General features: G+C 67.8%; 29 protein-coding genes and 3 tRNA genes. 7 read left to right on the top strand and 25 right to left on the bottom strand.

What is annotated here, in order from left to right:
* Window positions 1–22 precede the first annotated feature (22 nt).
* Window positions 23–925, top strand: coding sequence for an SDR family oxidoreductase (locus MLG_RS06990; RefSeq protein ID WP_011629111.1), 903 nt, complete (start codon window positions 23–25; stop codon window positions 923–925).
* On the opposite strand, the gene MLG_RS06985 is transcribed toward MLG_RS06990, so the two are convergent.
* On the bottom strand, window positions 885–1,514 hold the full coding sequence (locus MLG_RS06985) for a MarC family protein (RefSeq protein ID WP_011629110.1): 630 nt from the start codon (window positions 1,512–1,514) through the stop codon (window positions 885–887). The genes MLG_RS06990 and MLG_RS06985 overlap by 41 nt on opposite strands.
* Window positions 1,515–1,708: 194 nt before the next feature.
* Between MLG_RS06985 and MLG_RS06980 the strand changes: the two genes are divergently transcribed.
* Window positions 1,709–2,317 carry a hypothetical protein gene (locus MLG_RS06980; RefSeq protein ID WP_011629109.1) on the top strand — a complete coding sequence of 203 codons (609 nt, stop codon included), beginning with the start codon at window positions 1,709–1,711 and terminating at the stop codon, window positions 2,315–2,317.
* Complete coding sequence (locus MLG_RS06975) at window positions 2,304–2,984, top strand: TVP38/TMEM64 family protein (protein ID WP_011629108.1); 681 nt, start codon at window positions 2,304–2,306, stop codon at window positions 2,982–2,984. Before MLG_RS06980 ends, MLG_RS06975 begins: the two co-directional genes overlap by 14 nt.
* Window positions 2,985–3,058: 74 nt before the next feature.
* Here MLG_RS06975 and MLG_RS06970 read toward each other — a convergent pair.
* The 6 genes from MLG_RS06970 to MLG_RS06945 form a co-directional block, all read right to left on the bottom strand.
* A tRNA-Leu gene (locus MLG_RS06970) sits at window positions 3,059–3,144 on the bottom strand.
* Window positions 3,145–3,195: 51 nt separating this feature from the next.
* Window positions 3,196–3,269: transfer RNA gene (locus MLG_RS06965), tRNA-Cys, on the bottom strand.
* Window positions 3,270–3,397: 128 nt separating this feature from the next.
* Window positions 3,398–3,473: transfer RNA gene (locus MLG_RS06960), tRNA-Gly, on the bottom strand.
* Window positions 3,474–3,563: 90 nt separating this feature from the next.
* On the bottom strand, window positions 3,564–4,115 hold the full coding sequence (gene pgsA / locus MLG_RS06955; RefSeq protein ID WP_011629107.1) for a CDP-diacylglycerol--glycerol-3-phosphate 3-phosphatidyltransferase: 552 nt from the start codon (window positions 4,113–4,115) through the stop codon (window positions 3,564–3,566).
* A 3-nt stretch (window positions 4,116–4,118) separates the two neighbouring features.
* The gene (gene uvrC, locus MLG_RS06950) at window positions 4,119–5,954 is read right to left on the bottom strand and encodes an excinuclease ABC subunit UvrC (protein ID WP_011629106.1); all 1,836 of its coding nucleotides are present in this window, start codon (window positions 5,952–5,954) and stop codon (window positions 4,119–4,121) included.
* On the bottom strand, window positions 5,951–6,595 hold the full coding sequence (locus MLG_RS06945) for a uracil-DNA glycosylase (protein ID WP_011629105.1): 645 nt from the start codon (window positions 6,593–6,595) through the stop codon (window positions 5,951–5,953). The genes uvrC and MLG_RS06945 overlap by 4 nt, the downstream gene beginning before the upstream one ends.
* Before the next feature lie 116 nt (window positions 6,596–6,711).
* On the opposite strand from MLG_RS06945, the gene MLG_RS06940 reads away from it, so the two are divergent.
* On the top strand, window positions 6,712–7,569 hold the full coding sequence (locus MLG_RS06940) for a RibD family protein (protein WP_011629104.1): 858 nt from the start codon (window positions 6,712–6,714) through the stop codon (window positions 7,567–7,569).
* On the opposite strand, the gene MLG_RS06935 is transcribed toward MLG_RS06940, so the two are convergent.
* Window positions 7,544–8,932, bottom strand: coding sequence for a class II fumarate hydratase (locus MLG_RS06935; RefSeq protein ID WP_011629103.1), 1,389 nt, complete (start codon window positions 8,930–8,932; stop codon window positions 7,544–7,546). The two genes, MLG_RS06940 and MLG_RS06935, sit on opposite strands and share 26 nt — an antisense overlap.
* 166 nt (window positions 8,933–9,098) lie before the next feature.
* Between MLG_RS06935 and purB the strand changes: the two genes are divergently transcribed.
* Genes purB through MLG_RS06920 form a run of 3 tightly spaced genes read left to right on the top strand, consistent with a single transcriptional unit; the run spans window position 9,099 to window position 11,783 of the window.
* Window positions 9,099–10,466: an adenylosuccinate lyase gene (gene purB / locus MLG_RS06930; protein ID WP_011629102.1), complete on the top strand. Its 1,368-nt coding sequence runs from the start codon at window positions 9,099–9,101 to the stop codon at window positions 10,464–10,466.
* Window positions 10,467–10,497: 31 nt separating this feature from the next.
* Window positions 10,498–10,995 carry a DUF7931 domain-containing protein gene (locus MLG_RS06925; RefSeq protein WP_011629101.1) on the top strand — a complete coding sequence of 166 codons (498 nt, stop codon included), beginning with the start codon at window positions 10,498–10,500 and terminating at the stop codon, window positions 10,993–10,995.
* Window positions 10,992–11,783 (top strand): hypothetical protein, encoded by a 792-nt coding sequence (locus MLG_RS06920; RefSeq protein WP_011629100.1) that lies wholly within the window; start codon window positions 10,992–10,994, stop codon window positions 11,781–11,783. Before MLG_RS06925 ends, MLG_RS06920 begins: the two co-directional genes overlap by 4 nt.
* A 17-nt stretch (window positions 11,784–11,800) precedes the next feature.
* Here MLG_RS06920 and MLG_RS06915 read toward each other — a convergent pair whose 3' ends face one another.
* The 17 genes from MLG_RS06915 to rpoE form a co-directional block, all read right to left on the bottom strand.
* A complete protein-coding gene (locus MLG_RS06915; protein ID WP_011629099.1) occupies window positions 11,801–12,406 on the bottom strand; it encodes an NUDIX domain-containing protein in 606 nt (201 codons plus the stop codon).
* Window position 12,407: 1 nt separating this feature from the next.
* The gene (gene rlmD / locus MLG_RS06910; RefSeq protein WP_011629098.1) at window positions 12,408–13,745 is read right to left on the bottom strand and encodes a 23S rRNA (uracil(1939)-C(5))-methyltransferase RlmD; all 1,338 of its coding nucleotides are present in this window, start codon (window positions 13,743–13,745) and stop codon (window positions 12,408–12,410) included.
* Window positions 13,735–14,526, bottom strand: a complete 792-nt coding sequence (locus MLG_RS06905; RefSeq protein ID WP_011629097.1) for a 3'-5' exonuclease — start codon at window positions 14,524–14,526, stop codon at window positions 13,735–13,737. The genes rlmD and MLG_RS06905 overlap by 11 nt, the downstream gene beginning before the upstream one ends.
* Window positions 14,527–14,528: 2 nt before the next feature.
* Window positions 14,529–15,422, bottom strand: coding sequence for a cysteine synthase CysM (gene cysM, locus MLG_RS06900; RefSeq protein ID WP_011629096.1), 894 nt, complete (start codon window positions 15,420–15,422; stop codon window positions 14,529–14,531).
* Window positions 15,423–15,458: 36 nt separating this feature from the next.
* Window positions 15,459–15,845 carry a holo-ACP synthase gene (acpS, locus tag MLG_RS06895; protein WP_011629095.1) on the bottom strand — a complete coding sequence of 129 codons (387 nt, stop codon included), beginning with the start codon at window positions 15,843–15,845 and terminating at the stop codon, window positions 15,459–15,461.
* On the bottom strand, window positions 15,842–16,627 hold the full coding sequence (gene pdxJ, locus MLG_RS06890; protein WP_011629094.1) for a pyridoxine 5'-phosphate synthase: 786 nt from the start codon (window positions 16,625–16,627) through the stop codon (window positions 15,842–15,844). The genes acpS and pdxJ overlap by 4 nt, the downstream gene beginning before the upstream one ends.
* Window positions 16,617–17,360 (bottom strand): DNA repair protein RecO, encoded by a 744-nt coding sequence (gene recO, locus MLG_RS06885; RefSeq protein ID WP_011629093.1) that lies wholly within the window; start codon window positions 17,358–17,360, stop codon window positions 16,617–16,619. The genes pdxJ and recO overlap by 11 nt, the downstream gene beginning before the upstream one ends.
* 4 nt (window positions 17,361–17,364) lie before the next feature.
* Window positions 17,365–18,312: a GTPase Era gene (gene era / locus MLG_RS06880; RefSeq protein WP_011629092.1), complete on the bottom strand. Its 948-nt coding sequence runs from the start codon at window positions 18,310–18,312 to the stop codon at window positions 17,365–17,367.
* Entirely contained in the window at window positions 18,302–18,988 is a 687-nt protein-coding gene (gene rnc, locus MLG_RS06875) for a ribonuclease III (RefSeq protein WP_011629091.1), read from the bottom strand. Before rnc ends, era begins: the two co-directional genes overlap by 11 nt.
* Complete coding sequence (locus tag MLG_RS06870) at window positions 18,988–19,368, bottom strand: DUF4845 domain-containing protein (RefSeq protein WP_011629090.1); 381 nt, start codon at window positions 19,366–19,368, stop codon at window positions 18,988–18,990. Before MLG_RS06870 ends, rnc begins: the two co-directional genes overlap by 1 nt.
* 40 nt (window positions 19,369–19,408) lie before the next feature.
* Window positions 19,409–20,182 (bottom strand): signal peptidase I, encoded by a 774-nt coding sequence (lepB, locus tag MLG_RS06865; RefSeq protein ID WP_011629089.1) that lies wholly within the window; start codon window positions 20,180–20,182, stop codon window positions 19,409–19,411.
* 11 nt (window positions 20,183–20,193) lie between these two features.
* Window positions 20,194–21,993, bottom strand: coding sequence for a translation elongation factor 4 (gene lepA / locus MLG_RS06860; RefSeq protein WP_041717953.1), 1,800 nt, complete (start codon window positions 21,991–21,993; stop codon window positions 20,194–20,196).
* Window positions 21,994–22,116: 123 nt separating this feature from the next.
* A complete protein-coding gene (locus MLG_RS06855) occupies window positions 22,117–23,562 on the bottom strand; it encodes a DegQ family serine endoprotease (protein ID WP_011629087.1) in 1,446 nt (481 codons plus the stop codon).
* Between the two features lie 72 nt (window positions 23,563–23,634).
* The gene (locus MLG_RS06850; protein WP_011629086.1) at window positions 23,635–24,078 is read right to left on the bottom strand and encodes a SoxR reducing system RseC family protein; all 444 of its coding nucleotides are present in this window, start codon (window positions 24,076–24,078) and stop codon (window positions 23,635–23,637) included.
* Window positions 24,075–25,094, bottom strand: coding sequence for a MucB/RseB C-terminal domain-containing protein (locus MLG_RS06845; RefSeq protein ID WP_011629085.1), 1,020 nt, complete (start codon window positions 25,092–25,094; stop codon window positions 24,075–24,077). The genes MLG_RS06850 and MLG_RS06845 overlap by 4 nt, the downstream gene beginning before the upstream one ends.
* Complete coding sequence (locus tag MLG_RS14795; protein ID WP_011629084.1) at window positions 25,075–25,806, bottom strand: sigma-E factor negative regulatory protein; 732 nt, start codon at window positions 25,804–25,806, stop codon at window positions 25,075–25,077. Before MLG_RS14795 ends, MLG_RS06845 begins: the two co-directional genes overlap by 20 nt.
* Window positions 25,807–25,824: 18 nt before the next feature.
* Window positions 25,825–26,400, bottom strand: a complete 576-nt coding sequence (rpoE, locus tag MLG_RS06835; RefSeq protein WP_011629083.1) for an RNA polymerase sigma factor RpoE — start codon at window positions 26,398–26,400, stop codon at window positions 25,825–25,827.
* Between the last annotated feature and the right edge of the window lie 12 nt (window positions 26,401–26,412).

Here is a 26,412-nt window from a genome sequence, read left to right as displayed (position 1 = left end):
GCGAAGCCACAGGGAGGAATCCATGGACGAGAACAGCGCGATACGGCCGAGCATTCTCATCACCGGCTGCTCCAGCGGCATCGGCCATGCCGCTGCCCACCGATTGGCCCGGCGGGGCTGGCAGGTGGTGGCGAGCGCCCGTCGCGCCGGGGACGTGGCGCGACTGCGCCGCGAGGGCCTGCAGGCGGAGCAACTGGACCTGGACGACGATGACTCAATCCGTAAGGGCCTGGCGGCGGCGCTCGAGCGTACCGGCGGCCGCCTGGATGCCCTGTTCAACAACGGCGCCTATGGCCAGCCGGGCGCCGTTGAGGACCTCAGCCGGGCGGCGCTGCGGGCACAGCTGGAGACCAACGTGCTGGGCACCCACGAGCTGACCCGCCGCGTCATCCCGGTAATGCGGGCCCAGGGCGGCGGACGCATCGTGCAGAACAGTTCCGTGCTGGGCTTTGCCGCCCTCCCCTTCCGGGGCGCCTATGTCTGCTCCAAGTTCGCGCTTGAGGGGCTCACCGACGCCCTGCGACAGGAGCTCCGGGGTAGCGGTATTCACGTCAGTCTGATCGAGCCTGGCCCCATCACCAGCCGCTTCCGCGACAACGCCTATCAGGCCTTCCTACGCCATATCGATACCGAACACAGCGCCCACGCCGAAACCTACCGGGCCGTGGCCGCCCGCCTGGCCGGAGAGGGGGCGGCCACGCCCTTCACCCGGCGGGCCGATGCCGTGGTGGACAAGCTGATCCACGCCCTGGAGGCACGCCGCCCCCGACCGCGCTATTACGTGACCGTGCCCACCCACCTGTTCGGGCTGCTCCGTCGCCTGCTCTCCACCCGCTGGATGGATGCCGTGCTGCTCCGGGCTACCCGTAGTGAACGCACCCCCCTCAGCCCACCAGACCGCTGTCCGCCAGACCGTCGAAAATAAACTGCACGGCCAGGGCGCATAGCAACACGCCGAAGACGCGGGTGACCACATGCGCCCCGGTGGTGCCCAAGAACCGCTGAATCTGCACCGCAACCAGCAGGCACACGAGCATCAGTGCCAGCACCACCAACAGGGCCGCCAGCACCACCCCCTGGGCCCACCAGTCGTCACCAGCGCGTCCGGCCATCAGCACCGCGGCACCCATGGCGCCCGGCCCGGCGATCAACGGGGTGGCCAGTGGAAAGACCGAGATATCGTCCCGGCCCTGGGCCTCACGGGTCTCCTCCTCCGTGGTCGAAATGCCACCGGACATGCGGGCAAAGACCATATCGATGCCAATCAGCAATAGCAGGATGCCGCCCGCGGTCTGCAGCGCCGGAAAGGAGATCCCCAGCCAGGCCAATGCGGCCTCACCAAAGAACAGGACGGGCAACAGGATCAGAGTGGCGATCAATGTGCCCCGCACGGCCATCCGTCGGCGCTGAGCCAGGCTCAGCCGGGTGGTGAGCGCGGCATAGACGAAGGCCACGTCCACCGGACCGATGGTAATGAAAAAGGTGGCGAAGGCGATGGTGGCCAGTTCCAGCACGTTTCCCTCCCCTGACGGCGGCTGCCGACCACCGGTCTCGCGGCCGCGGAAGCCTGGTAGTGCCCGGACGGAATGGGCATTGGGCGATAGCGCCCACGACGCTATGATGCCGGTATCTGCCACAGTATGTGCAATAGCCGCTGACACTTCCCGCCGGAGGCACGGGCACGGTCATGGTACTGGAGGGTGCAGGCATGCCGTCATCCACCATACCCGGGTGGCTGAAGTGGGGTTATCTGGGCTTCGTCGCGGTGCTGGTGCCAGCCTATTTCTGGTGGTACGGCCCTGCCAACTTCCTCTGGTTCTCGAACGCGGCGCTGCTCCTCGGACTGGCTGGGGTTTGGCTGGGGCACCGGCTGATCCTGAGCAGCCTGCTGATCGCCGTTCTGGTCCCGGAGCTGGGCTGGATTATGGGCTTCCTCAGCGGTCTTGTGCTGGGCGGTGAACCGCCGCTGGGCGTCACCGCCTATATGTTTGATCCGGACATCCCACCGTTCATCCGCGCACTCTCGCTCTACCATGCGGTGTTGCCCTTCCTGCTCCTATGGCTGGTGGTGCGCCTTGGCTACGACCGGCGCGCCGTCCTCTGCTGGCCACCGGTGGGCTGGACACTGCTGGTGGCCAGCTATCTGCTGTCCACGCCGGAGCAGAACATCAACTGGGTGTTCGGGATCAGCGAGCCTCAGCAACTAATGCCGCCCTGGCTTTGGTTGGCCGCACTGTTAACCGCCAGCACCCTGCTCTGGGGCGCGACCCACCTGCTGGTGACCTATCTTCTTCGGTGGTCCCATGCGGCCCGCTAGCCGGCCACACCTGCTGCTGGGGCTGTTACTGGCCGTCGGCGCCCTTGCGCTCCTCTGGTTCCTCCTGTCCCCGGGGGAGGGCTGGCACCCCGATCGGGTGCAGGCGCTGGGCCAGCGGTTTGCCGACACCGGCTGGTTCCCCTGGCTGGTCTTCGCCCTGATCGTTGTGGCGCAGCAGCTTGCCCTGCCGCACCTGGTGCTGGTCGCGCTCAGCGTTATCCTGCTCGGGGCCTGGCAGGGCTTCGTGGTCGCCTACACGGCCACGGTCTTCGGCGCATTGCTGGGTTACCTGGCCGGGCGGCTGTTCGGGGAGGGCCTGGTACAGCGCCATGCCGGCCCCCGTATTGAACGCCTGAACCGGGCGCTTGCCCGACACGGCGTCCGCAGCGTGATACTGGTCAATCTCTTCCCGCTGCTGCCCCATATCGTGATCAACCTGGTGGCTGGCACCACGCGTCTGCGTTTCCACGACTTCCTGCTCGGGACGGCGGCGGGGCTGCTGCCCTCCACGCTCGTCATCATGGTGATCACCCAGGTGTTGTTGCATTACGCGCGCATGCCAACCGCCGGCGAGGCCTTTTGGGCGTTACTGGTCACCGCCCTGATGCTACTGGGTGCCTGGGGGCTGGGGCGCTACCTCTGGCGACGCCTGGAGGATGATGGATGAGCGGGTACCGCGGTTGACCCCGGTCGGGGCAGCGGTTGCACGCAGGGGTGGACGGTGCGGGGAAAGGGCGTGGCTGGTGCCCGGAGCCGGACTTGAACCGGCACGGCTTAAAGCCGGGGGATTTTAAGTCCCCTGCGTCTACCAATTCCGCCATCCGGGCGGGATGGTCCTGCGGGAGTCGCCCCTGCCGGGGCAGCCGGGGCGTGGGAGATGGAGGCTAGGCCCGGAATCGAACCGAGGTACACGGCTTTGCAGGCCGCTGCATCACCACTCTGCCACCTAGCCATCGCGCGAGATCTTAACAGCCTGGGCGCAAAATTGCGAGGCCCGACCTGGCCCGGAGGCCGAGCGAGAGGCCCTCCACCCCGGCCGTAACGAGAGAAGCCCCGGACTGGCCGGGGCTTCTGGCTGTTTGGAGCGGGAAACGAGACTCGAACTCGCGACCCCAACCTTGGCAAGGTTGTGCTCTACCAACTGAGCTATTCCCGCTGCGTTGTGGGTGCGTATTTTACAGCCCTCTGAAGGTGTGTCAACCCCTGCTGCGCTGCCGCAGTGGCGGGGGCCGAACCCGGCGGGGCGCTACGCGAGCTGCTCCCAGGCCGCCCTCAGATACAGCGCCATGGAGTATACGGTCAGCACCGCCGCCACGTAAAGGAGCACCACGCCCAGCTCAAAGAGCGGGATCGGGCCCAGCGATTGACCGTATAACAGCATGATGATGGCCGCCATCTGGGCGGTCGTCTTGACCTTGCCGGCCATGCTCACCGCCACGCTGGCCCGGGCCCCGAGGTTCGCCATCCACTCACGCAGGGCGGACACGGCAATCTCACGGCCGATGATGATGCTGGCCGGCACGGCGAGCCAGGGCCCCGGATGCACCGCGACCAGCGCCACCAGGGCGACCGCGACCATTAGCTTGTCGGCCACTGGGTCCAGGAACGCCCCGAAGGCGGAGGTCTGCTGCAGCCGGCGCGCCAGGTAGCCGTCCAGCCAGTCGGTGACGGCCGCCGCGCTGAACACGATCACCGCCAGCACGTTCATCCAGGGTGCCGGGAGCAAGAAGCACAGCCCCAGCACCGGGATCAGCGCAATCCGGAACAGGGTCAGGGCGTTGGGCCAGTTCAACTGCATGGTTTAACCGCTATCTCCGTGGTAATGATCGTAGACCTTCTGCGCCAGGGCCCGACTGATGCCCGGGGTGCGGGCCAGGTCCTCCACCCCGGCCCGGGCGACCGCCTTCAGGCCTCCAAAGTGGCGCAACAGGGCCTGGCGTCGCTTGGGGCCCAGCCCGGGAATGTCCTCCAGCGCCGAGCGGGTCCGCGCCTTGCCCCGCTGTTGCCGGTGGCCGGCAATGGCAAAGCGGTGCGCCTCGTCCCGCACCTGCTGCAACAACTGCAACGCCGGGGCATCCGGTCCCAGGGTTTTCTCGCGTCCGTCCTCATCAGATAGTATCAGGGTCTCCTCGCCGGGGCGCCGCTCCGGGCCCTTGGCGATCCCCACCAGGTAGACATCGTCCACCTGCAACTCCTCCAGGACGGCCTCGGCCTGCGCCACCTGGCCCTTGCCCCCATCGATCAGCAGGATATCCGGCAGCACGCCCTCGCCCTTTTTCAAGCGCTGATAACGCCGACTGAGGGCCTGGCGCATGGCGGCGTAATCGTCCCCCGGGGTGATACCACGGATATTGAACCGGCGGTAGTCGGACTTCAGCGGGCCGTCCTGGTTGAACACCACACAGGCGGCCACGGTAGCCTCGCCCCGGGTGTGGCTGATATCGAAGCACTCAATGCGCTCCGGCAGTGCCGGGAGTTGCAGCGCATCCTGTAAGGCCTCCAGGCGGTGCAGGGCCATCGCCTGAGTGGAGGTACGCGCGGTCAGGGCGTGGCGGGCGTTGGTCAACGCCATCTCAAGCCAGCGGCGGCGCTCCTTGCGCACCGAGTGGGTCACTCTCACCCGATGACCGGATTCGCGGGAGAGCGCCTCCCCGAGGACCTTCTGCTCCGGGATGGTGTGGCTGATCACCAGCTCCGGGGGGGCCTTACGGCCGATGTAGTAGCGGGCCAGGAAGGCGGCAAGGACCTCCGCCTCATCGGCGCCCTCCGGGATGCGCGGATAGAAGACCTTGTTGCCCAGATTCCGGCCCTGGCGAAAGAAAAAGACCGTGACACAGGCCGTGACCCCGTCGGAGACGCAGGCGATGACGTCCAGGTCGCCCTTCTCCCCCACGATGTACTGGCGCTCCTGGACCGCCTGCAGGGCCTGAATCCGGTCCCGGTACTGCGCCGCCGCCTCGAACTCCAGCCGCTCCGACGCCGCCTCCATACGTGCGCCCAGCTCCTCAATCACCTGATTGGAGCGCCCCTCCAGGAAGAGCACGGCGTGGCGCACGTCCTCCTGGTAGGCCTCGCGGCTGATGTAGCCCACGCAGGGGGCCGTGCAGCGTTTGATCTGATGCTGCAGACAGGGGCGGGATCGGTTACTGAAAAAGCTGTCTTGGCACTGCCTTATGCGAAACACCTTCTGCAGGGTGTTAAGCGTTTCCCGCACCGCATGACCGCTGGGAAACGGCCCGAACCAGCGCCCGGGCCCCTTGCGGGCACCGCGGTGAAAGCTCAGCCGCGGGAAGTCCTGGTGCGATGAGAGGTAGATCCAGGGGTAGGACTTATCGTCGCGCAACAGCACATTGTAGCGCGGCCGCAGTTCCTTGATGAGGGTGTTCTCCAGGATCAGCGCCTCCGCCTCGGTATGCGTGACGGTGACCTGGATGTCCTGGACCTGGGTGAGCATCAGCTCGATGCGCGCCGACTTCCGCGAGCGCGTGAAATAGCTGGCGACCCGCTTCTTCAGATTGCGGGCCTTGCCGACATAAAGCACCTCACCGCGCCCATCCACCATCCGGTAGACGCCGGGGCGTTGGGTGAGGCTGCGGACGAAGGCCTTGGGGTCGAAGGGGCTCGGCACGTCGGTCATGAGCGGCTGAGCAGATGGCGCGCGTGCTGGAAAACGGCGGAGAACATTGCCGGGGTCAGGCGCCGGGTCTGGGTGTTGTACCGGCTGCAGTGGTAGCTGTCCAACAGGATGCGCCCGCCCGCGAGGGGGTGCTCCGCGCCATGGGCGAAGGGATGGTGGCTGAGGCGCTCGTCCTCTGCCAGCAGCACCGCCTCATGGGCCACACGCCCCAGCGCCAGCACCACGCCCCCCGGCCCCAGGCTCGACAACTCGTATCGCAGGTAGGGCAGGCAGTTGCGCACCTCCTGGCGGTTGGGCTTGTTGCCCGGTGGCAGGCAGCGCACGGCGTTGGTGATGCGGCAGTCGTGCAGCACCAGCCCGTCCTCCGGGTGGTCGCCATTGGGCTGATTGGCGAAGCCACACGCGTGAAGGGTACGGTAGAGCAGGATGCCGGCATGATCCCCGGTGAAGGGCCGACCGCTGGCGTTGGCGCCGTGCATCCCCGGAGCCAGGCCGACCACCAGCAGGCGCGCCGCCGGGTCACCGAAAGAGGGTACCGGGCGCGCGTGATAAGCCGGATGATCCGCCGCCACCTGGTCCAGGAACGCCGCCAGACGCGGGCAGCGACGGCAATGCAGGTCAAAGGGCGCGATGCAGCTCAAAATAGTTACACGTCTAGGGTTACATTAACCGTGGGTCTGAGAGGCGCCCAGTATACGCTGGATTTCCCGCCGGTATCAGGCCATCATCCCATCACCAACCAGGCCCGTTGCTCACTATGACGCCACCGCTGATCCCCCTGCACCCGCCGGGCAACCACGACCCCATCCCCCTGACCAACCTGTATCGCGACCTGCCGCTGCCGCGCGGGGACGACCGGCTCTACGTCTACGGCAACTTCGTCACCAGCCTGGACGGACGCATCGCCCTGGGCGACGGCTTGCCGGCGCAGACGGTACCGGGCAGCATCGCCAACCGGCGGGACTGGCGGCTGTTCCAGGAGCTGGCCGCGCGGGCGGACATCCTCCTCAGCAGCGGACGCTACTTCCGTGACCTGCAGGCGGGCCGGGCACAGGATATTCTTCCGCTCGGAACGGATTACGGCGACCTGGTTGCCTGGCGGCAGGACCAGGGCCTCCCCGGTCAACCGGACGTGGTGGTGTTGAGTGCGACCCTGGACTTCCCACTTCCCGAGTTGTTGTTCCGTCAGGGTCGGCGGGTCTGGGTGGCCACCGTCACCGGGGCCTCCCCCCGGGCCCGTGATCGCCTGGAACGCCAGGGCGCCACGGTGATCGACTGCGGTGCCGGCCCGCGGGTGGACGCGGCACGGCTAACCCGGCACCTGGCCGCCGAAGGCTACCGGCGGGCCTACTCAGTGACCGGACCGTGGGTCATGCACGAACTGCTGCGCGCCGGGGTCCTGGAGAGCCTGTTCCTGACCCACCGCCTGCGCATCGTCGCCGGTGCCGATTACGCCACCATCACCGAGGGCCCGGTGCTGGCCCCGCCCGCGGATTTCGACCTGGTGCACCTCTATCTGGACCGGGAGGGCGACGGCCGCGCCGGGCAGCTTTTCGCCCGCTACGACCGCCGCAGCGGCCCCGGCCCAGTCACTTCTGAATCCCGCCCCGGGTGAGCGCGGCCGGGTCCAGCAGACGCTGCAGCGCCTCCTCGGACAGATCCGTGTGCTCACGGGCCACCTCCATGATCGGACGGCCCTCTTTGTAGGCGGTCTTGGCGATCTCGGCGCCCTTTTCGTAACCGATCACCGCGTTCAGGGCCGTGACCAGGATGGGGTTGCGGTCCAGGGCCTCGCCGATGCGCCCCTCGTTCACCGTGAAACCGGCGATGGCCTTGTCCCCCAGCAGCCGGCTGGCGTTGGCCAGCAGACCGATGCTCTGCAACAGGTTGTAACCCACCACGGGCAGCATGACATTGAGCTGGAAATTGCCCGACTGGCCGGCGACCGCCAGGGTGGTGTCGTTGCCCATGACCTGGGCGCTGACCATGGCCACCGACTCCGGGATCACCGGGTTGACCTTGCCCGGCATGATCGAGCTGCCCGGTTGCAGGGCCGGGAGTGCGATCTCGCCCAGACCGGCCAGCGGCCCGCTGTTCATCCAGCGCAGATCATTGGCGATCTTCATCAGGCTGACCGCCACGGTGCGGAGCTGACCGTGCATCTCCACCGCCGCATCCTGGCTGGAGAGCGCCTCGAAGCGGTCCGCGCAGGGCGTAAAGGGCACTCCGGTACGCTCCGCGATCAGGCCAGCCACCCGGGCGCCGAAGGAGGGCGGGGCGTTGATCCCGGTGCCGACGGCGGTCCCGCCCTGGGCCAACGCCTCCAGGCGCGGCAGACTGGCGCGGATGCGCTCCGCGCCGTGGCCCACCTGGGTGGCCCACCCCCCAAGCTCTTGGGCAAAGCTCACCGGCATGGCGTCCATCAAATGGGTCCGCCCGGTCTTGACCCGCCCCTCCAACGCCGCGGCCTTGTCGCGGATCTGTTGTTCCAGCCCCTCCAAGGCGGGCAGGAGTTGCTCGTGCAGGGCCAGACAGGCGCTGACATGAATGGCGGTGGGGATCACGTCATTGCTGCTCTGTCCCATGTTGACGTGATCGTTGGGGTGTACGGCCTTGCCCAACCGGTCGCTGGCCAGGCGGGCAATCACCTCGTTGGCATTCATGTTGCTGCTGGTGCCGGAGCCGGTCTGGAAGACGTCCACCGGAAACTGGTCGTCATGGTCGCCCTGCTCCACCTCGCGGGCGGCCTCGGCGATGGCCTCGGCAATCTCCGGGGCGAGGAGCTCCAGCTCATAGTTGGCCCGCGCCGCCGCGCCCTTGATCAGCCCCAGGGCGCGGATGAAGCTGCGCGGCATCCGCAGATCGCTGACCGGAAAATTCTCCACCGCACGCTGGGTCTGCGCCCCCCAGAGGGCGGTTTCCGGCACCTGCAGTTCGCCCATGCTGTCCCGCTCGATGCGGTATCCCTGTCCGTTCATCGTCGACCTCCCGGCCTGTCTCGGTGGTGAGGGGCGGCCACGCCGCCCAGACCCGTCATCCCGTCATTGTAGGCCTCCGGCAACGGCTGTGGACGGGTGCAGCCCGGCGGTTGGCGCAGTACAATCGACCGCTTAATCCCGAGACCACCCAACCGAAGAGGGCACCATGGAGCTGACCCGCCTGACCGCCATTTCCCCCGTTGACGGCCGCTACGGCAACAAGACCAGCGCGTTGCAACCCCTGTTCAGCGAGTTTGGCCTCATCCGGCACCGGGTCATTGTGGAGGTCCGCTGGCTGGAGGCCCTCGCCGCCCACCCGGATATCCGCGAGGTGCCCGCCCTTTCGCCCCAGGCGCGCACCTTCCTGCAGGAGCTGATCGATAATTTCGGCCCCAAGGACGGCGAGCGGATCAAGCGTTACGAGGCCACCACCAATCACGATGTGAAGGCGGTGGAGTACTACCTCAAGGAGCGCCTGGCCGAGCTGCCGGAACTGGCGGCGATCAGCGAGTTCGTCCATTTCGCCTGCACCTCCGAGGACATCAACAACCTGGCCTACGCCCTGATGCTGAAGGCCGGGCGGGACGAGGTGTTGCTGCCGCTGCTGGACGAGGTCATCGAGCAGCTGCGGGGCTTGGCGCACACCCACGCCGATCAACCCATGCTCTCGCGCACCCACGGCCAGACCGCCTCGCCCACCACCCTGGGCAAGGAGATCGCCAACGTGGTCCACCGCCTGCGCCGGCAGCGCGAACAGCTGGCAGCGGTGAGCGTCCTGGGCAAGATCAACGGTGCGGTGGGCAACTTCAACGCCCACCTGTGCACCTATCCGCGGGTGGACTGGCCGGGGCTCGCGCAGCGCTACGTCGAGGGCATGGGCCTGGAGTGGAACCCCTACACGACACAGATCGAACCCCACGACTACATCGCGGAGGCCTTCGATGCCCTGGCCCGGGTCAACACGGTGCTGATCGATTTCAGCCGCGATATCTGGGGCTACATCTCGCTGGGCTACTTTAAGCAGCGCCTGGTGGAGGGCGAGGTGGGCTCCTCCACCATGCCGCACAAGGTCAACCCCATCGACTTCGAAAACGCCGAGGGCAATCTGGGGGTGGCCAATGCCCTGCTCGAGCACCTGGCCCGCAAGCTGCCGGTCTCGCGCTGGCAACGCGACCTGACCGATTCCACCGTGTTGCGCACCCTCGGCACGGGCATCGGCCATACCGTGATCGCGCTGCACAGCCTGCGCAAGGGGGTGGACAAGCTGGAGGCCAACCCCCAGCGCCTGGCCGAGGATCTCGACGCCGCCTGGGAGGTGCTGGCCGAGGCGGTGCAGACGGTGATGCGCCGGCACGGCCTGGAGAAGCCCTACGAACAGCTCAAGGCCTTCACCCGCGGGCGCGCCATCACCGGACCGGCGCTGCAGGCGTTCATCGCCGAGTTGGACATCCCCGCCAGCGCCCGCGCCGAGCTGCAACAGCTCACGCCGGCCGGCTATATTGGTAATGCCGCCGAGCAGGCGCGGCGCATCTGACCAGAACCCATGGCGAGCGGAGCAAGTCCCTATGGACATGGACGAGACGAGGCCGGGCTGGCACCCGCTGGAGACCGCCAGCGAGCACGCGGAGGCGGCGGTGCGGCTGGCACGCCTGGGCCGGCGGCGGGTGGATATTCTGTCCGCCGAGCTGGACCCCAGCGTCTATAATACCGCCGCCCTGGCCGAAGCGTTACGGCAGGTCGCAGTAACGGCGTCCAAACCGCGCATCCGCATCCTGCTGGAGAGCAGTAAGCCACTGGTCCGGCATAAACACCGACTGCTGGCGCTGGCACGCAAACTGCCCACGGCGATCGCCATCCGGGAGCTCGCCCCGGAGGCGGAGCTGCCGGAGACCGTCTGGATGATGGTGGACGGCCGGGGCGCCCTCTGGCGCCGCCGTTCCGAGGGCTACCGGGGGGGCTGGCACCCGGACAACGCCGGCCCCTGCCGCCTGTGGCTCCGCGAATTCAACGCCCTGTGGGATTATTCGGTGGAGTCGCCCGAGGTAAAGGTATTGCCGTTATGACCACCGTCCGGCCCGCGGCCAGGGCCCTACTGCCGGCCCTCCTGGCGTTCGCGATGCTTTGCGCCGGCCCGGTCGCCCTGGGGGCCACCCTGGAAACCCGGGTGATACAGCTTCAGCATCAGCCGGCGGAGGCCCTGATCCCCCTGCTGGAGCCCCAGTTGGACCAGACTCGGCTCAGCGGCCGCCATTTCCAGCTGCTGCTGCGCGGCCCCGGCGCGGAACTCGACGCCGCCGAGCGGATGCTGCGACAACTGGATCAACCGACCCGCGCCGTAACGCTCACCCTGCGCTTCGAGGAGGGACCGGTGCGCCGGGAGGAGCGGGAAGGCACGGTGATCCGCCGCCACGCCACCGGGCGGGTCAGCCGTGAGCAGCGGGTCCTGGCCCAAGAGGGCCGCGAGGTGGTGCTGCGCCTGGAGCAGGCCCTGCCCCGGGAGCAGCGGCGGATCTATCTCAGCCCGCACACCCTCCTGCTGGAGGAGCGGCCCTATTACCTCACCGTGGAGCAGAGCCTGGTGGCGCGACCACTGCTGCACGGCGACGACCGGGTGACCGTGGCGCTCTCCGCCCTCAGCCAGCGCCTGGACCCGCGGGATCCGGACTCGGTGCTCTCCCGAGAGTGGACCGGTCGGCTGACCGGCCGGGTGGGTGAGTGGATCCTATTGGGCGAGACCCGCGTTGACCGCGATCCGCCCCCGGAGGCGGTCCCGGGGACGCGGATCTTCCGCACCCGGCCGGCCGATGCCCGGGAGCTGCGGATCTGGCTCCGGGTGGATCCGGCGCCCTGACACCCGCGGGGGCGGCCTCAATAGCTCTGCCAGGCCTCCCGCAGGCGATCGCGGTGCAGCGCCAGCCACTGCAGGGCGATAATGGGCATGGCAGAATGGATGATACCGGTCTCGACCATGTCCATGGCCTCCTCGAAGGGCACCACGTGGACTTTGATGTCCTCGCCCTCGTGGTCGTGGCCATGGATACCGCCGTCCAGGCCCTCGCTGTCCATCCGCGCGCAATACAGGGCCACCGATTCCGAGGTGCCACCGGGGCTCACCAGGTATTCGCAGATCGGCTCGATCGCCTGCAACCGGCAGTCCGCCTCCTCCACCGCCTCCCGGCGCGCCACATCCGTCGGCCTTTCACCCGGCTCCACGATCCCCGCCACGATCTCCATCAGCCAGGCCCCGCGCGGATGGTCCAAGGCACCGATGCGGAACTGCTCAATGAGCAGCACCTCGTCGCGGTCGGCGTCATAGGGCAGCACGCCCACCGAATGCCCCCGCTCAAAGAGCTCCCGGGTCAGCGGCGCGCTCAGCCCGCCCTGGAACAGGCCGTGGCGCAGGCGGTAGCGGATCATTTTAAAGAACCCATCGTAAACGACGGACTTGTCGAGGATTTCGATACGGTGACTCATCTCAGTCCTGCGCCTCTCTTTGGAACACCGCCATGCTCTCGACATGGGCCGTGTGCGGGAACATGTCCATGACCCCGGCGGCGGTCAGCCGGTAGCCGTGCCGGTGCACCAGCTCGCCGGCATCGCGGGCCAGGGTGGCCGGGCCACAGGAGACGTAGACGATCCGCTTCGGCCCGAGGGCCGCCACCAACCCCAGCACCTCGAAGGCGCCAGACCGCGGCGGATCCAACAGCACCCGGTCGAAGCCGCCGGTCGCCCAGGGTTGATCGGCCGCAGCGAGGGTGAGGTCGGCCCCGTAAAAGCGGACGTTATCCAGGCCGTTGCGCAGGGCGTTCTCCCGGCCGCGTTCCACCAGCGCCTCGGCCCCCTCCACACCGACCACTTCGCTGGCCCGCCGGGCCAGCGGCAGGGTGAAATTACCCAAGCCGCAGAACAGGTCCAGGACCCGCTGCCCCGGCTCCACCGCCAGCAGATCCAGCGCCTGATCCACCATAGCCCGGTTGATCTCGGCATTGACCTGGGTGAAGTCGCCGGGCCGGAAGCCCAGGCGCACGCCATGCCCTGGCAGAGCGTAGTCCAATCGCCGGCCCACCGGGTCGTGCACCAGGGCCATGGTCGCCTCGTTACCCGGCTGCTGATAGACCGCCAGGCCACTGTCGCGGGCGAAACCGGCGAGGCGGTTGAGGTCCGCCGCGGTCAAGGGCGCCAGGTTTCGGAAGACCAGGGCACCGGTCTCGTCGCCCAGGGCCACCTCAATCTGCGGCACCCGGTCGGGGATGGAGAGCCCCTCGATCAGGCGCCCGAGCTCGGTGAGCCGTTCCCCCACCCGTGGGTCGAGCACCGGGCAGCGGTCCATCTCCGCGACAAAGGGGCTGTGCTTCTCCCGGAACCCCACCAGGACCCCCCCCTTGCGGGGCACGTGCTTGACCGCCAGGCGCGCCTTGCGTCGATACCCCCACGGTGCGCCGGTGAGCGGGGCCAGCACGCGCTCCGGTTGCACGCCCCCCATATGGTGGAACTGCTCCATCAGCACCGATTGCTTGAGCTCCACCTGCCGCTCCGGGGTGAGATGCTGCAGGCTGCAGCCGCCACAGACCCCGAAATGGGGACAATGGGGCGCGATGCGCTCCGGGGCGGGCGACACCACCTCCACCACCCGGGCCTCGGCGACGCTGCGCCGACGCTTGGTATAGACCGCCCGCACCCGCTCACCCGGCAGGGCACCGTGCACGAACAGCGTGCGTTCGTCGTGGTGGGCGATGCCGCGCCCCTCGTGGGACAGGCCGGTGATCGCTATCTCGAAGGGCTCCCGCGGGAGGCGCCGCCGCCTACGCCCCATGGTCGTCCCCCTCCCAGGCGGCGAGGAAGGCCTGCAGGTGGGGGCGGCCGTCGCCGCGCAGGGCCTCTTTGACCCGCCCCTCCTCGGCCTGCAGCCCTTCCGGGGTGAGCCGGCCGCGCATGAGCTGATAGCGCAGCCAGACCAGGTAGGTGTTGAGCACATCCGTCTCGCAGTAGTCGCGAACCGCGCCCAGCTCCCCGGCCTGCACCGCCTCCCAGACCTTGCCCCCGCTCATCCCCATCTTGCCCGGATAGCCCAGCAGGGTGGCGATCTCGTCCAGCGGCGCATTGGCCCGGGCCTGGTACCCGGCCAGCACGTCCATCAGGTCAGTATGGCGGTCGTGAAACCGGTTGAGGTAGTTGTTGAAGCGGAAATCGCGGTCCTCCTGGCCGCTGTCCCAGTAGCGGCGGGCGGTGATCCCATGCAGCAGCGCCCGGTAGTGCAGCACGGGCAGGTCGAAACCACCGCCGTTCCAGGAGACGAGCCGGGGCGCATAGCGTTCAACGCCGTCAAAGAAGCGGCGGATCAGCTCTGCCTCGTCATCCTCCGGGTCCCCCAGCGACCAGACCCGAAAGCCGTGCCGGTCCAGGTCGGCGGCGATGGAGATGGCAACGATCCGGTGCAGGTGCAGGCGCTGGAAGTCGGTCCCGGCACTCTGCCGCCGCAGGGCCATCATGGCCTCGGCCACCTCCTGGTCGGAAAGACTCGGGTCCAGCCCGAGGAGGCGACGGCCGCCCACCACATCGGGTACGGTTTCGATATCAAAGACGAGCACATTCATGATCAGCCTTCGAACAGCCCGGTGGAGAGGTAACGGTCGCCCCGGTCACAGATGATGACCACGATGGTGGCGTTCTCCACCTCCCGCTCCAGACGCAGGGCCGCGTGCAGGCAACCACCGGACGACATGCCCGCCATGATCCCCTCCTCCGCCGCCAGCCGGCGGGTGGTGGTGATGGCGTCGTCGCTGCTGACATCGAGGATGCGGTCCACGCGGGCCGGCTCGTAGATCTTCGGCAGGTAGGCCTCCGGCCAGCGCCGGATACCGGGGATGCTGGAGCCGTCCTCCGGCTGCACACCGACGATCTGCACCGCCTCCGACTGCTCCTTAAAGAACCGGGAGCAGCCCATGATGGTGCCGGTGGTCCCCATGGAGCTGACGAAGTGGGTGATCGTGCCCTCGGTGTCGCGCCAGATCTCCGGGCCGGTGCTCTCGTAGTGGGCGGCCGAGTTATCAGGGTTGGCGAACTGGTCCAGGACCAGCCCCCGGCCCTCTTCGGCCATGCGGGCGGCCAGATCCCGTGCGCCCTCCATGCCCTCCTCCTGGCTGACCAGCACCAGCTCCGCGCCGTAGGCGGCCATGGAGGCACGCCGCTCGGTGCTCATGTTCTCCGGCATGATCAGGACCATGCGGTAGCCCTTGATGGCGGCCGCCATGGCCAGCGCGATGCCGGTATTGCCACTGGTGGCTTCGATCAGGGTGTCGCCGGGCCGGATCCGGCCCCGTTCCTCGGCGCGACGGATCATGTGCACAGCTGGCCGGTCCTTCACCGAGCCGGCGGGGTTGTTGCCCTCCAGCTTGGCCAGGATCCGGTTGTTGCGCTCGGGTGGCACCATGCGCTGGAGGCGCACCAGCGGGGTGTTGCCTACAAAGGCCTCGACGGTGGGGTATGACATTTGGGTATCCAATCTGCTTGCCCGACCGGATGCGGCTTAATCGCTGGACTCCAGCACCACAAAGGCCAGGGCATGGGTTTGTTCGTCGCTGATACTCAGGTGATGGCCGGTCGCGCCCAGCGCCTGGGCGTGCTGGCGAGCCTCGCCGTGCAGGTTAAGCAGCGGGCGGCCCCGGTCGTCGTGGCTGACCTGCAGGTCGGCAAAGCGAATGCCGTTCGCGATACCGGTACCCAGGGCCTTGGCCGCGGCCTCCTTGGCCGCAAAGCGGCGGGCGAGGAAGCGGGCCGCCCGATCGGGCGCGCGCGGGCACTCGGCCCGCTCTTGGACATGGAGCAGGCGCGTCAGCGCCCGGTCGCCGTGGCGGGCCAGCAGGCGCTCCATCCGGGCGATCTCCACCAGATCGGTGCCCAGTCCCACGATCATAGCTGACGGGCCTCCCGCATCAGGCGTTTCATCTCCCGCACCGCATCGGGCAGACCGGAGAAGACCGCACGGGCGATGATGGCGTGGCCGATGTTGAGCTCCCGCACGCCGGTGATGGCCGCCACCGGCTGCACATTGTGATAGTGCAGTCCGTGCCCGCCATTCACCTGCAGGCCGCACTGGAGCCCGTGACCCACTGCGGTGCGCAGCCGCTCCAGTTCCACCCGGGCATCCCGCGGGTTGCCCGCCTCGGCCCAGGCGCCGGTGTGCAGCTCCACCACCGGCGCACCGACCCGGGCAGCCGCCTCCACCTGCTCGGGGTCGGGGTCGATAAACAGCGACACCCGTATCCCCGCCTCACCCAGCCGGGCGCAGGCCTCGGCGATCCGGTCCGGTTGGGCCTGGACGTCCAGGCCACCCTCGGTGGTGAGCTCCTCCCGCCGCTCCGGCACCAGGCAGCAGTCCGAGGGCCGCAGTTCGGTGGCGATGCGCAGCATCTCGTCGGTGACCGCCATCTCCAGGTTCATCCGCGTCTGGACGGTCTGCGCCAGCAGCGCCACATCCCGGTCCTGAATGTGGCGCCGGTCCTCGCGCAGATGGACCGTGATCAGATCGGCGCCGGCCTGCTCCGCCGCGAAGGCCGCCTGCACCGGGTCGGGATAGGCGGTGCCGCGGGCCTGGCGCAGCGTGGCCACGTGGTCGATGTTGACCCCCAATAACAGGGGGCGGTCCGCGGGATCGTCCTGGGGCACGATGGCTATGTCCTCCTGGTCAGTGATCATTGGGTGAGGCCGGGGTCGCGGCGCGGGGGGTGCGGGCCAACTGGCGGTACAGGGCACGGCTCTGCAGGGGCCGATCGCCCAGGTAGAGGGACAGCGCCGCACGCATCAGGCGGCGCGCCTCGGGCAGCGATGGGCCGGCCAGTGCCTCCCGGCCCGCCAGCGCCAGCAGGGTCCGCCCGCGAACCAGTAGGCCCTCCCCCGCCTCCGGCACCGCGGCCAGACGCTCCGGGCCATGCTCGAGATGATACCGGTAGTGGGCCTCGCCGTGCACCGGCTCACCCCCCATGTCCTCCAGCAAGAGCAGGCCGTAGCCCAGCGCCTCCAACAGCCGGCACTCGAAGCCCCGCAAGGCCGCCTCGTCGGGAAGACGGTTGAGGGTGTCGCCGTAAAGGGGGTGGAGTTCGGGGTGGGGATCGTCCCGGCGCAGCAGGCGCAGCAGCAGCTCATTGAGGTAAAAGCCGCTGGCCAGGGCCGCCCCGGCGAGCGCCGGGCGTGCCCCGTCGGGTTCCGCGGCCACCAGACTGCGGAGTTCACCGCGGCCCTGCCAACTGGCCAGTACGGGGCTGAAGGGCTCCAGCAAGCCGCGCCAGCGCCGGCTGTTGCGCCCGCCCCGCGCCACCGCACCGATCCGGCCGAAGTCGCGGCTGAACAGCTCCACGATCAGGCTGCTCTCGCTCCAGGGCCGGCGGTGCAGCACCCACGCCGGCTGAACCAGCACCCGGTCCCCGCTCATGGGCTCAGTCGCCCTCGTAACCGAGGCTCTGCAGGGCCCGTTCGTCGTCCGACCAGCCCTCGCGCACCTTGACCCACAATTGCAGGAAGACCCGGCCGCCCAGAAGCTGCTGAATCTCTTGGCGCGCCCGCGAACCGATCACCTTCAGCCGTTGGCCGCCGTCGCCGATGACAATGGCCTTCTGCCCCGGACGTTCCACCCAGATCAGCGCGCTGATGCGGGTCAGTTGCCCCTCCTGGTCCATGGCCTCGACCTCCACGGCGGTGGCATAGGGCAGCTCTTCGCCCAGGTGGCGCATGAGCTGCTCGCGGATCAACTCGGCGATGCGAAAACGCGGCCCGCGATCGGTGATGTAGTCCTCCGGGAACAGGGGCGGCGACTCCGGCAGCTGGCGTAGGATCGCCTCCTCCAGAGGCGCCAGGTTCTCGCCCTTGAGCGCGGACAGCGGTACCACCTCCACGAACGGGTGCTGCTCACTCAACCACTGAATATGTGGCAGCAATTGGGCCTTGTCGCGTAGTCGGTCGACCTTGTTGATGGCCAGGATCACCGGCACATCCCTTCGCTTCAGCCGCTCCAGGACCGCCTCATCCTCGGGCTTGAAGTGCAACCGGTCCACCAGGAAGACCACCAAGTCGACATCGGCCAGGGCATTGGCGGCCGTCCGGTTGAGATAGCGGTTGAGGGCCTTGTCGCGGCGCTGGTGCAGCCCCGGCGTGTCCACGTAGACAATCTGCGCGCCGTCCCGGTGACAGACACCGAGAATACGCTGCCGGGTGGTCTGCGGTTTCCGGGTGACGATGCTAATCTTCTGGCCCAGTAGCTGATTGAGCAGGGTGGATTTGCCCACGTTGGGCCGCCCAACCAGGGCCACGTGCCCGCACCGGATCAAGGGCAGTTCGTCGCTCAGCCCGGCCGGCTGCCCCTCGGCAGGCCTGGGTTCATCGCTCATGCTTGTCCTCCAACCGCTTCAGCATCTGCTCCGCGGCCTGTTGTTCCGCCTTGCGCCGGCTGCCGGCCTCGCCTTCGGCGGTGACCGCCGCGTCCTGCAGTCGGCAGGCCACGCGGAAGGTCTGATCATGGGATTGGCCACTGACCTCCAGCACCTCATAGCGCGGGAGGGGCCGGCGCCCCGCCTGCAGATGCTCCTGCAGACGGGTCTTGGGGTCCTTGAGTTCCGCCTCCGTGGGCAGGGATGCCAGGCGGTCCCGGTAGAGCCGCAGAATGGTCTCCCGGCTCGGGTCGAAACCCCCGTCCAGGTAGATGGCCCCGAACAGCGCCTCCACCGCATCCGCCAGGATGGACTTCCGGCGTTGCCCTCCGCTCTTCATCTCGCCGCCGCCCAGGCGCAGGGCCGTGCCCACGTCCAAGCCCTTGCCGATCTCCGCCAGGGTCCGGCCGTTGACCAGGGTGGCACGCAGCCGGCTCAACACCCCCTCGGTGGCGTCGGGGCGACGGTGGTACAGCTCATCGGCGATGACAAAGTTGAGGATGCCGTCGCCGAGGAACTCCAGCCGTTCGTTGTCGGGGCCGGTGACACTGCGGTGGGTGAGCGCCTCGTCCAACAACTCCGGCCGGCGAAAGCGGTACCCCAACCGGTCCTGCAGGGCGTCCTTGGGCGTTGGCATCAGTCTCCGGGCACCACGGCCGAGGTCTCGAAAGCCGCAACCCCGTCGAGGTTGGCAATGACCGGGAAGCGCACCTCGTAACGGAGCTGTACCGAGGTACCCCCGGCCATCCGCTCGAAGACCAGGTCTTCATCCAGGTCCGGCCCGCTCACGTTGTTGACTTGGAACTGGCGCGCCAGGCGCTGGCGGATCTCCCGGTGGGAGGCCCCCCGCATGGCCGGGTCGTCCTGCATACCCTGGACGATGCCGCGCACGGTATTCGCCTCCAGGTAGATGGGCACCATTCGCACCCCCAGCAGGCCAATGAAACCGACCACGGCCAGCACGGCGATGATGCCGAGGAACCCCATGCCCTCTTGCCGACGGAGACTGCTCGTCATACTTGCGCTCCCTGGTGATGGATGCAGGCGCACCGGGCGCTTATTGGATGCGCTCGCCAATCCGGCCCCAATCAACCCGGTTATTATGCACATCCCAGCTCATCCAGATAAGGAAGGCCCGCCCCACCAGGTAGTCGTCGGGCACGAAACCCCACATCCGACTATCGGCACTCCGATCACGGTTGTCGCCCAGGGTAAAGTACATGTCGTCAGGCACGGTGACCTCGTGGAGTTCCCCGGAGGGCGAGCGCTCGTGCAGCAGCACATGGTACTCCCCGGCATCCAGGCTCTCCTGGTAAAGGGTTGCCAGGCTATCGGCGTGCAGGCTGTCATACTGCCCCAGCGCCTCACGGGCCACCGGCTCGCCGTTCACATACAGCGTCTTGTCCTGGTAGGCGACGGTGTCCCCCGGCAGCCCGACCACCCGTTTGATGTAGTCCTGGCCCGGGTCCACCGGGTACTTGAACACCGCCACCTCGCCCCGCTCCGGCGCCCCGTTGCCCATGATGCGAGTACCGAGCACCGGCCAGCGCAGGCCGTAGGAGGACTTGTTGACCAGGATGAAGTCGCCGGTAAGCAAGGTGGGCACCATGGACCCGGAGGGAATCCGGAAGGGTTCGGCGACGAACCCACGGATCAGCAGGACCGCCAGGATCACCGGGAACAGCGACTTGGGGAAGTCGATATACCAGGGCGGCGGCTGGTCGCGCTCGGCCTCCGGCAGCCGTCGGCGCCGGTAGAACCGGTCCCAGGCCCAGATCACGCCGGTGACCAGGGTCAGCAGCACGAGCAGGAGTTCAAAATCCAGATTCACGGGCGTCTTCCCTATGACTTTTTGTTGTCCACCTGCAGTACGGCCAGGAACGCCTCCTGCGGGATCTCGACCTTACCGACTTGCTTCATGCGCTTCTTGCCCGCCTTCTGTTTCTCCAGCAACTTGCGTTTACGACTGATATCGCCACCGTAGCACTTGGCGGTTACGTTCTTGCGCAGCGCCTTGACGGTGCTGCGGGCAATGACGTGGTTGCCGATGGCGGCCTGGATCGCCACCTCGAACATCTGCCGCGGGATGATCTCCTTGAGCTTGTCGGTCAACTCCCGGCCGCGGCTCTGGGCCTGATCGCGGTGCACGATCACCGCCAGGGCGTCCACCTTGTCACCATTGATCAGCACGTCCACCTTCACCAGATCGGCGGACTGGAAGCGCTTGAATTCATAGTCAAAGGAGGCAAACCCCCGGGAGACCGACTTGAGCCGGTCGAAGAAATCGAGCACCACCTCGCCCATAGGCATCTCATACACCAGCGAGATCTGGTTGCCGACGTACTGCATCTCTTTCTGCACCCCGCGCTTCTCCACGCAGAGCTTGATGACATTGCCCACGTGCTCCTCGGGCACCAGGATGCTGGCCGCGATAATGGGCTCGCGGATGTCCTCGATCTTGTTCGGCGCCGGCAGCTCAGAAGGGTTGTGGATATAAAGCGTCTCGCCGTCGGTGGTGAGCACTTCATGGACCACGGTGGGGGCGGTGGTGATCAGGTCCAGGCCGTACTCGCGTTCCAGACGCTCCTGGACGATCTCCATGTGCAACATGCCGAGGAAGCCGCAACGGAAACCGAAGCCCAAGGCCTGCGAGGTCTCCGGCTCGAAATGCAGGGAGGCATCGTTCAGACGCAACTTCTCCAGTGCGGTCCGGAAGTTCTCGAAGTCGTCCGAGCTGGTGGGAAAGACGCCCGCGAACACCCTTGGCTGCACCTTCTTAAAACCGGGTACCGGGCTGTCCGCCGGCTTCTGCGCCGAAGTCAGGGTGTCGCCCACCGGCGCCCCGTCGATGTCCTTGATCCCGGCCACCACGAAGCCGACCTGGCCGGTGTCCAGCCGGTCACGCAGCACCCGCTTGGGGGTAAAAAAGCCCAGCTCGTCCACCTGGAACTCCCGGCCCGTGGACATGACGCGGATCCGATCGCCCTTTTTCAGCGCGCCGTCGAAGACCCGGACCAAAGCCACCACCCCCAGGTAGTTGTCAAACCAGGAGTCGATGATCAGCGCCTTCAGCGCTGCCTCCGGGTCCCCCTTGGGGGCTGGCACCCGCTGCACCAGCGCCTCCAGCAGCTCTTCGATCCCCTCGCCGGTCTTGGCACTGATCTTCAGCGCCTCCTCGCCGTCTAGCCCGATGATCTCCTCGATCTGCTGGATCACCCGCTGCGGATCCGAAGAGGGCAGATCGATCTTGTTCAGCACCGGGATGATCTCCAGGCCCTGGTCCACCGCCGTGTAGCAGTTGGCCACACTCTGCGCCTCCACCCCCTGGGAGGCATCCACCACCAGCAGCGCGCCCTCACAGGCGAACAGCGAGCGCGACACTTCGTAGGAGAAGTCCACGTGGCCGGGGGTGTCGATAAAGTTAAGCTCGTAGGTCTGCCCGTCCTTTGCCCGGTACTCCAGGGAGACGCTCTGGGCCTTGATGGTGATGCCGCGCTCGCGCTCCAAATCCATGGAGTCGAGCACCTGTTCGGCCATCTCCCGGTTGCTCAACGCGCCACTGTGTTGGATGAAGCGGTCGGCCAAGGTGGATTTGCCGTGGTCGATGTGGGCGATGATCGAGAAGTTGCGAATGCGGTTCATGTACACCCTGCTATGACTGGATGGGCTCCGAAAGCGCGGCCCGGTAACGAGTTTGGGCGCGCCTCCTGACGGAAGCGCGCCCATTCTACCTGTTCCCGAGCCGGTTTTCTGCCGGCTGTGCGGTCAGGGGATACGCAGGGCGAAGAAACGCGCCCCCCCCTCCCGCAGCACCAGCACCGGGACACTGCGCCCGGAGGCCAGGCCTTCGACCAACTCTGCGAATTGCTCCACGCCTTCCACGGACTGCTGATCGATGGAGGTGATCACATCACCGGGGCGGATGCCGGCCTCCCGCGCCGGGCCGCTCTCCACGCGCCGGACCAGCACACCACTGTCGACGCGCAGCTCCTCCAGGCGCTCGGCGGGCACCGGCTCCACCCGCAGCCCCAGTCGCTCCGCGGCGGTATCCGGCGCACGCTCCGGCTCACCCCGGGGCGGGCGCTGGGCCCGCGCCTGCTCCTCGGGCAGCTCGCCGATGGTGACATCAACCATCACCTCGCGGCCCTCGCGCAGCACCTTTACCTGCACCTCCGCACCCACCGGCGTAGCCCCCACCATCGGCGGCAGGCTGCCGGAGGTCTCCACCGCCTCGCCGTCGAACTCGACGATGATATCGCCGGGTTGCAGATCCGCCTCAAGGGCCGGGCTGTCCGAAAGCACCTGGGCCACCAGGGCGCCACGCGGCCGGTCCATATCGAACGACTCGGCCAGGTCCCGGGTGACGTCCTGGATGATCACCCCGAGCCAGCCCCGAGCCACACGCCCGGTCTCCCGCAGCTGGGTGGCCACGTCCATGGCCAGCTCGATGGGGATGGAGAAGGAGACCCCCATGAAACCGCCGGTGCGGCTATAGATCTGGGAGTTGATGCCGACCACCTCACCGTCCAGGTTGAACAGCGGGCCGCCGGAATTGCCGGGATTAATCGCCACATCGGTCTGCAGATAGGGCACATAGTTGCCGCTGGGCAGGCTGCGCCCCTTGGCGCTGACAATCCCGGCGGTGGCCGAGTGCTCAAAACCGAAGGGCGAGCCGATGGCCAACACCCATTCGCCGACGCGCAACGTGTCGGACTGGCCGATGCGCACCGTGGGCAGCCCCTCGGCATCGATCTTGAGCACCGCCACGTCACTGCGCTCATCGCTGCCGATGACCTCGGCCACGAACTCGCGCCGGTCACTCAGCCGGACGTTGACCTCATCCGCACCGTCGATGACGTGGTGATTGGTCAGGACATACCCGTCTTCGGAGATGATGAAACCTGACCCGAGAGAGCGCGGGCGGCGCTGGCCGTGCTCGGGTGGCCGCTCACCCCGCTCGCCAAAGAACCGCTCCATGAAATCACGCAGCGGGTGGTCCTCCGGGATATCGAAATGGTCCGGCAGACGCCCGCTCCCGCCCCGGCTCTCGGGGGTTTGGCGGGTGCTGATATTGACCACTGCCGGGCTGTTCTCCTCAACCAGTTCGGTGAAGTCCGGCAGATGCGACTTGGCGCCGGCGCTGGCGCCAAACGTCAGCAGGGCCAGCGCCAGCAGCGCAGCCAGGTATCCGTAGCTTGACGGTCTATTCATCCCCACACCTCGTCAATGTTCTGCTCGGCAAAGCCCGTGATTCGCCCCGACCGGAAGGCGGCCGGTAACCTCTCAGCACCGCCGCACCAGCACGGGCTGCATGCGGTGGCGGTGGCCCCTGTCGGCCCCGACGCGACGCGCCAGGGCGAACCCCAGTAACAACCCGGATACGCCGCCCATAAGGGCCAGGACATCACCGGTATGACTAAGCCATGCGCTCAGTTGTTCCCCGGCCAGCGCCCCGCCCAGTAGGCCCAGCAATGGCACCAGATAGACCATGACCGACCCACGCAGAACCGCCCCTTCCGCTACCGCGATGACCACCTGCTCGCCGGGCCGGACGCCCAGGGGGTCGGCCACCCGCAGGCGGGTCACCGCACCGGGAAGCCACCGCCCCAGTGCCCCGGTGCCACACCCCGACTGGGCCGCGCAGCCGCTGCAGGTCGATTGCCGGTGCGCCTCGACCCAGACGTGATCCCCATCGCGCGCCATCACTGTGGCCTGTTGTTCGATCACGGTCGAGCCCCCTCATCCCCGGTGGCCGCCAGCCGCTCGGCGAACAGGTGCAGCGTGGCACGCGGCACCTCGCCGACCACGGTGACGGTGAAACCGTCCCGGGGCACGCGCACCGCGCCCATCAACCCCATTCTGGCCGCCCGCTCCCGGACCTTGTCGGCCGCCTGCGGGGAGACATAGACCGATACCGAGGCCAGACCGTCACTGTAGTGGAGGTGCTCCACGGGGGGGTCGTGACCGGCGATCTGCCGTTGGCGGTGCGAGATTAGGCGAAAGCCGGGCGGCACCTCGGCGACCTGCCAACGGCGCTGCTCCGGGGCGGCATCCGCTCGGTCCGCCGGCCTCACCCAGGTGAAGCTCTCACCACTGATCCCCGGCTCCAGCCAGGCATCCGGCACCGCCTCCACCACGGTGACCTCGGTGAACATGACCTGCTCCAGCACCTGCTGGTGCTCGTCCAGCAGATCGGCGCGCAGCAACAGGCCGTAGGCCTCGTCAATCCAGAGCCGGTGGCCGTAGCGCAGGTCGTCGCGGGGCACGATCAGCACCTGTTGCGCATCCCGGTCCGCCACCCGACCCTCGCCGGCCAGGGTGACCTCATAGGCCTCCTGCAGCGCCTCGGTATACCGGGGCAGGGCCTGGGCAATCGGATTGCGCAGCTGTCGCCGGCCCACCACCACGGCTTCGGCGTCGGGCAGGATACAGATGACCTCGTCGGGCTTGCGAATGACCTCGCGGGGGATGCCGGTGAGGGTATAGAAACGCTCGCTGCGCTCGTGCTCAGCGCCGCCCCGGTGGATGATGCGGAGGGTCTCCATGTCGCCGCCATGGCGATAGACCAGGATACCGTGGTAATGCAGTTGAGGGGTTTGCTCGCCGATCCGTTCCAGCAGGCGCAGCCCGGGGTTGTCACCCTGGTCGGCCCAGGCCCCGACCGAGATCAGCGCCAGCATCAGCACCGCGAGTCCGCGGCACCAGTCGCGCGAACCGGGCAGGCTAGTCGCGGGCGCTTTCATTGCCAGTGATACGTACGTAATTCAGAACGCCTCCCATCCGCCCGGTGGAGGCATGCTCCGCATGGTTGATCATGTAACTGCGCAGCGGGTCCTGACTGCCCTCGAGGGTATCCCACTCGCCCTGGGTGATCGCACTGAAACCCTGCCGGGATGGCGCCGGGAGGTCACCATCGGCGGCCGGCGAGAGCAGTGGTCCACCCTGGAATGAACGCCCCGCCAGGGCGGCCTCACCACCACTGGCTGCGGCAGGCCGCTCGGCGGGGGGCGACGGCACGTCGCCGATCAGGTCCGGACTGACGTCGGGCAGTGCGGCCACCTGCGCACCGGCACCGTCCTGCGCCACCGGCACGCCGCCCTCGTCGACACCCGCACCCGGCCAGACCAGGACCCCCACCAGCGCGACCGACGCGGCCAGGGCGAGGCCCGCCGCCGGCCGCAGGTAATGGCTGCCGGGCAGGGGCCGCCGACTCGGCCGGTGCGCCGGCTCGTCGCGCAGGGCATCCCGGACCCGATCGGCAAGGCCCAGGTCGATGCCCTCGCCCGTGGCCCGCTGGAGGCCATCGCGTGCCAGATAGTAGCGGGCCAGACGGGCCCGGCGCTCGGGCGACTCGTCGAGCCGGGCCAGCAGGAGCGGCAGCTCTTCCCGGGAGAGTTCGCCGTCAGCAAGCGCGGAGAGCTGCTCTGAGAGCGGATCGTCTATCGGGTCGCGCATAGCCTTCCACCTTTGCCTTCAGTCAACCAATGGCCTGAGCCGTTTATCGATGGCCTCACGGGCCCGGAAGATACGGGAACGCACCGTACCCACTGGGCAGTCCATTGCCTGGGCAATCTCCTCGTACGTCAGGCCTTCCAGCTCGCGCAAAGTGATCGCGGTGCGCAGATCCTCTGGAAGACTCTCGATGGCATCCACCACCGTGCGTTCGATCTCGTCCCGCCGGGCGTAGCCCTCAGGGGTGTCATGGTCGCGCAGCCCCGAGTCGATGTCGTAGCGTTCTGCGTCTTCGGCATCGACGTCCGAGTCGGGCGGACGGCGACCCTGCGCGACCAGATGGTTCTTGGCGGTGTTGATGGCGATCCGGTACAGCCAGGTGTAGAAGCTGCTGTCGCCCCGGAAACGCGGCAGTGCCCGATAGGCCTTGATGAACGCCTCCTGGGCAATATCCAGCGCGTCACTGGGCTCGCGCACATAGCGCGAGACCAACTTCACCACCTTTTGCTGGTACTTGATCACCAGCGCGTCGAAGGCCCGCTTGTCTCCGGCCTGAGCGCGCTCCACCAGCTCCTGGTCGCCGACGCCCGAACTCACGAGACCTTCCCG

The organism is Alkalilimnicola ehrlichii MLHE-1 (assembly GCF_000014785.1).
Lineage (GTDB): Bacteria > Pseudomonadota > Gammaproteobacteria > Nitrococcales > Halorhodospiraceae > Alkalilimnicola > Alkalilimnicola ehrlichii.
Note: the sequence above shows the minus strand (reverse complement) of the source record. Positions and strands in the feature narration are given on the sequence as shown.